The following is a 4,186-nucleotide window of genomic DNA, read 5'->3' as shown; positions in this document are numbered from 1 at the left end:
AAAATAGAAAGCAAAACTTATAGAAAGAAAGAGGAAATAAATTTATGAAAACGTTATTAAAAACATTAGTGACAGGTCTTGTAGCTTGTAATGTGGTGGTTGCACTTGTAAAGGCGGTTCAGAAAGAAAAGAAAGAAGAAGAAGATGGACTTGAAAATGATAGTGTGTGTGATGAAGCTTCCAATGATGTAGAGGATATTGTGGATGCGTGGAATAAGGTTAATGCAGAGGTTGAAGAAAGAAAGAGTCTTGTGAAGTTTTCAAGGGGATTATTCAATTCGATTAAAGAGAATAATACGGATTTATCTGGATGGATGAAAGCTACAAAGAATATGTATGATGCGATGACTCGATTGGATGATGCGTTGAAAAGAAGAGTTGAAATTGAGTCAAAATTTGAAGATGCGTGTGCTAAAGCTAGTTTGTCAAAGAAAGATGAGATGACATAGCTGTAGTCTATATAAAAGGTTAAATGTAAGGAGGAAAAGAAATTATGAGTAATATTATTTTGTTTTATCAAATTGTGATTGTGATTTTATTGGTAGTTGGATTTTTGATGGGTCTAAGTCTTCGTAATTATTACAGAGAATTAGGCATTATGATGCAGGTGATTGAAGGGATAGATAAGGAGCGTATAAGGTTACAAGAAAAATATGAGGGTGGCTCATCTGAAGTGGTATTTCATAAATATGAAGGAGAGGATTATGTTGGAAAATAAAGCGTATGTAGAGTTATATAATGGGAAGTCTAATGATATTGTTGCGTTTACGACAGTACTTTATAAAGGTTTAAGAATTAATAACATTAGTGTACGTAAAAGAAGAAGTGGGGAAATCTATTTAGATTTTCCTTTTACTTATCGTAAAAAGAATGGTGAATTTGTGAAAGATGCCAATGGATATACAATCAAGGATTATGTGATTAATCCATTGTGTATGGATGTACGAAAAGAAATTGAGGATTTAGTCTTTCCAAAAGTGAAGGTGATGCTGACATTAAAAACGAATAAATTGTAAAAATGGAATTATGAGATGTATGGTGTCGAGAAGAAGCGAGCGAGAAGAAAAAAAGGAGAAATAGAATGAATAAAGAACAAATTGTAAGAATTTTAAAAAGTGTATGTGTGTTATTGGTGATGTTTGCTTCGGCATACTTGATTTATAAAGTAACTGTATATTTTGGACAGGGTATTGCATCTCGTTATCCAGGTAAAAGTTGTGCTGAATACAATCGTTTTATTTTAAATGATTTAAATGAAGAAGATTTAAAAACATTAATGGATATACAAGTGATGTATAGAATACCATCTGGTGCTCTTTGGAATAAGATATTCACCAATTACATGCGAGTCATTTATGTTTTTGGATATCCAATCTTAACAATATTAGCATTTGTGTTGTTCGGTTTAAAAGAATTGGCAGATACACTCGATTTCTTTCCAACTATAGAAGTGTTTGAATTTTCGAATTTGTACGAAATAGTTTATGCATATGGCTTTGGCTTTGTAGAAGCCATTGTAGTATCCATAATAACATGGGCTTTAGGAAATGGAGGATTAGATTTTTCTACAGTATTCTTTATGTTTCCAGGACATATGATGATATGTTCAATGATTACTGAAATGGTATTTACTGTTACACAAATCTCTTCAGTTGTTCGAGAAATTATAATAGAGAAGAATAGAAAGAAGGTTATTCAGAAAAGAAAAGAAGAGAGAATTGCAGATGAAAGAAATATGTATTCAGATGATATTAAGTATATAGAGAGCATATTAGAGGATTGTGGTTTCTTTGATGCGGGTTCAACATCTAAATAGAACTCTGACATTAAGAATAAAAAAATACTGTATACGGTTATAAAAACGAAAACCAAAAAGTATGAATTTTCGACCATCACCTAAATTTGAGTTAATTTAAACACTAAAAATAGTCGAAAAACAGGAGGTGGTCGAAAAATATATGCCAAAATCGACCTTTTTTCAACATTTTCAGCAATTAAAGTCCAAAATGTGCTATATTTAGTAAGGGAAATATGATACTTATAAAGGATCGACACCAGTTGAGCCACATTCCGAACACAATCCAAACATTTCCGGGGGAAATATGATACTTATAAAGGATCGACACCATTCAGGCTCCTTAATTCTAAAAAAAGTTCCATGTGAGAAATATGATATTGATAAAGGATGAAGAATAACTACGATTAATGCGTAGTTTTTTTCTTTTGTGGAGATACAATGCTAAAGGTTAATTAAAATGATTTAAGGTGATATTGAAATGTCATCTTTTTTTGTACTCTGATTATAAAAAGTGTTTGATAAAACATTTTATAATGCGTGAATATATTTAAATAAGCTTTAATAAATGTATTTGTTATATGAGTTATTGAACATGTTTTAAGTCCAAAATGAGTGATAAATTTAATATGTAATCAAACAGGAGGAAATGGAAATGAAAAAGAAAACATATAGATTTGAAGAAAGAAGTTTAAAATTGCCAAACTTGTATCATTTAGATGCATGCAGACAAGGTGGAAATATTTATAGAAATAAAAAGAAATATACTCGCAAAGGCAAATCAAGATTTGATTACCGAAAAGAGTATTAGGAGGAAGAAGAAATGGAAAAGAAAGATTATGTCGTTGAAGCAGTGATTGGATTGATTGGAACTATGGTTGTTGCACTAGCTTTGTACTTTGTCATGAGATATATCGATGTCAAATACTTTGACATGAAATTAGATGATAGTCAGGCAGAAGTGTATCAAGAATTGCAGGCAATGAGTAATACATTGTTCTTCTTTTTGCCACAAACAAAATGGTTACAACTCATTGAGAATAAGATTGTTCTCATGTTGTTTGTCTATGGAGGACCCGTTTTGATAGGAGCTATTGCGGCTATTGGAGTTGTGGTTGTTCTTAGTGGTTTAGGAGGTTCTATCACCAATGTCGCAACAAACTACGTGAACAATCAAGCCGAGGAGTTGCAACGTCAAGAGGAAGAGTATCGATGGTACTCTCACTACCATTAAAAATTGGAGGAAAACTATGGAAACAATGATTAAAAATTTCAAGACAGGTTTTACTTTAGCGATTCTTATTACTTGCGTACAGGCATACGCAATATATACATATGGCTCTGCAATAACGGATGGTCATCCGATTGGCTATACGCTATTGTATTCTGTCATGTTTTTTCTTGGCTGGTTTATGTTGGGTTCAGTCGTGACTGGATTTGTAAGACTTATAGTCAGCCTGATATCTATGTTGCTTACTAGATAAAAAGGGAGGTTACTTATGAAACATGTGATTAAAGTCATTTGGTGCAGCTATATTGTCTTTTGTTGCTTATTAAATCTTCAAATATTCGCAAATTACGGATTTGTCGATCTTGAACTTTGTAAGATTCGCCCAGTCGCATTAGAGGGGGAAAGCTTGAAGTCTCAAGATGATGACATGCCAGCAATATTTGTTGAAACTGAAAATAAGAAGATAAATAACGATGTGAATAGAATAAAAACTTATTTAAATAAGCTTCCTTCATATCTTTTACAAGATTGTAAGGCGATTCATTTTGTAGGCCATGATCAATTGATCAAGACTTATATGGTCGGTGAAAAAGAAGGGGATGTTTCGAATAAAGATAAGGAGGAGATAATTGGTTATGCATTAGAAAGAAATATGCATGCGCATGTGCAATATCAATCTAACTTAGACAAGAGTGCTTTAGTTCATGAACTATGGCATATCTATGACTTTAATCATGGAAATTCAGATTCTCAAGAATTTCAAGCATTATATTTACATGGTGGTGACAGTGTCACTGAATATGGAAAGATTTCACCAGGTGAATTCTTTGCGGAAGCAGGTTGGTGGTATACGGTGTATCCAGAAAAATTGAAGGAAAACAATATGGATGTATATTCATATTTTAAAAATTTAGATAACAAGGAGGAATGTTTATAAAAAGAAAAAATTTAAATAAATTTGGTTAATTCTATGAAATATCAATACATATAAGGAGTGGAGGTAGAAAAAAAACAATATATATATAAAAAGTGTTCGTAAACAAGTGTATATATGAATAAAATACTAAAAACTAGGAAGTGAAAGAGTATCTGTGTTTGACAATATTAAACATCGTTGAAAACATGGATTCGAATTATTATATAAGAGGTTCAAGCAAGAG

At 31.8% G+C, this 4,186-nt stretch carries 8 protein-coding genes; all 8 read left to right on the top strand.

Translation table 11 applies throughout. The features are described from left to right. The first annotated feature begins 44 nt into the window (after positions 1–44). A complete protein-coding gene (locus EUBIFOR_RS03120) occupies positions 45–449 on the top strand; it encodes a hypothetical protein (RefSeq protein ID WP_003864461.1) in 405 nt (134 codons plus the stop codon). A 44-nt stretch (positions 450–493) separates the two neighbouring features. Next, positions 494–718: a hypothetical protein gene (locus tag EUBIFOR_RS03115; protein WP_003864460.1), complete on the top strand. Its 225-nt coding sequence runs from the start codon at positions 494–496 to the stop codon at positions 716–718. Beyond that, a complete protein-coding gene (locus EUBIFOR_RS03110) occupies positions 705–1,016 on the top strand; it encodes a hypothetical protein (RefSeq protein ID WP_003864459.1) in 312 nt (103 codons plus the stop codon). Before EUBIFOR_RS03115 ends, EUBIFOR_RS03110 begins: the two co-directional genes overlap by 14 nt. A gap of 65 nt (positions 1,017–1,081) precedes the next feature. Then, positions 1,082–1,816 carry a hypothetical protein gene (locus EUBIFOR_RS03105; protein WP_003864458.1) on the top strand — a complete coding sequence of 245 codons (735 nt, stop codon included), beginning with the start codon at positions 1,082–1,084 and terminating at the stop codon, positions 1,814–1,816. A gap of 634 nt (positions 1,817–2,450) precedes the next feature. Continuing rightward, on the top strand, positions 2,451–2,606 hold the full coding sequence (locus tag EUBIFOR_RS12910) for a hypothetical protein (protein ID WP_003864457.1): 156 nt from the start codon (positions 2,451–2,453) through the stop codon (positions 2,604–2,606). 12 nt (positions 2,607–2,618) lie between these two features. Beyond that, positions 2,619–3,029, top strand: coding sequence for a hypothetical protein (locus EUBIFOR_RS03100; RefSeq protein WP_003864456.1), 411 nt, complete (start codon positions 2,619–2,621; stop codon positions 3,027–3,029). Between the two features lie 16 nt (positions 3,030–3,045). Next, positions 3,046–3,279, top strand: a complete 234-nt coding sequence (locus EUBIFOR_RS03095; protein WP_003864455.1) for a hypothetical protein — start codon at positions 3,046–3,048, stop codon at positions 3,277–3,279. A gap of 15 nt (positions 3,280–3,294) precedes the next feature. Continuing rightward, on the top strand, positions 3,295–3,963 hold the full coding sequence (locus EUBIFOR_RS03090; RefSeq protein ID WP_003864454.1) for a hypothetical protein: 669 nt from the start codon (positions 3,295–3,297) through the stop codon (positions 3,961–3,963). The last annotated feature ends 223 nt before the right edge of the window (positions 3,964–4,186 follow it).

The organism is Holdemanella biformis DSM 3989, assembly GCF_000156655.1.
In the GTDB taxonomy this organism is placed as follows: Bacteria; Bacillota_I; Bacilli_A; order Erysipelotrichales; family Erysipelotrichaceae; genus Holdemanella; species Holdemanella biformis.
This window is presented reverse-complemented; position numbering and strand designations above follow the sequence as displayed.

What these genes read in the sequence shown, in the direction of transcription:
- EUBIFOR_RS03115 (WP_003864460.1), top strand. Translation starts at nt 494, where the DNA reads ATGAGTAATATTATTTTGTTTTATCAAATTGTGATTGTGATTTTATTG.
- EUBIFOR_RS03105 (WP_003864458.1), top strand. Translation starts at nt 1,082, where the DNA reads ATGAATAAAGAACAAATTGTAAGAATTTTAAAAAGTGTATGTGTGTTA.
- EUBIFOR_RS03120 (WP_003864461.1), top strand. Translation starts at nt 45, where the DNA reads ATGAAAACGTTATTAAAAACATTAGTGACAGGTCTTGTAGCTTGTAAT.
- EUBIFOR_RS03095 (WP_003864455.1), top strand. Translation starts at nt 3,046, where the DNA reads ATGGAAACAATGATTAAAAATTTCAAGACAGGTTTTACTTTAGCGATT.
- EUBIFOR_RS12910 (WP_003864457.1), top strand. Translation starts at nt 2,451, where the DNA reads ATGAAAAAGAAAACATATAGATTTGAAGAAAGAAGTTTAAAATTGCCA.
- EUBIFOR_RS03100 (WP_003864456.1), top strand. Translation starts at nt 2,619, where the DNA reads ATGGAAAAGAAAGATTATGTCGTTGAAGCAGTGATTGGATTGATTGGA.
- EUBIFOR_RS03090 (WP_003864454.1), top strand. Translation starts at nt 3,295, where the DNA reads ATGAAACATGTGATTAAAGTCATTTGGTGCAGCTATATTGTCTTTTGT.
- EUBIFOR_RS03110 (WP_003864459.1), top strand. Translation starts at nt 705, where the DNA reads ATGTTGGAAAATAAAGCGTATGTAGAGTTATATAATGGGAAGTCTAAT.